General features: G+C 46.0%; 1 protein-coding gene. It reads right to left on the minus strand.

All coding sequences use genetic code 11. The features are described from left to right. The coding region (locus tag AOM43_RS05710) for a DUF6531 domain-containing protein (protein WP_152618840.1) at positions 1-337 on the minus strand (337 nt) is incomplete at both ends.

Raw genomic sequence — 337 nt, forward strand, 5'->3', positions numbered from 1 at the left:
ATCTGGTGATATTTTGCACTTAGCAATGGGTCGATGTCCTTCAAATTTGGCAATGGCTCCCATCCCTTCATTCAAACCAAGTTCATACCATTTTTCTCCCATGAGATGCACATTTAGAGCCTTGTAATGATTGAAATTCCATCCAAAGGAGAGTGTGCCATGTTTTCCAAATGAGCTGGAATAGGTGCGTTCCAAGGTTAGAGGGGTCGAGGAGGGGATCACAAAATCCATATCGTGTTGCACAAAATCGCCTGTGACCACATTCACCATCCCCGCAACGATTCCACTCGGCAGGCCTAAAAGGTTGGCAAAAGAAATGCGGCCATCACTGTCATCC

It is taken from the genome of Parachlamydia acanthamoebae (assembly GCF_000875975.1).
GTDB classification, from domain to species: Bacteria; Chlamydiota; Chlamydiia; order Chlamydiales; family Parachlamydiaceae; genus Parachlamydia; species Parachlamydia acanthamoebae.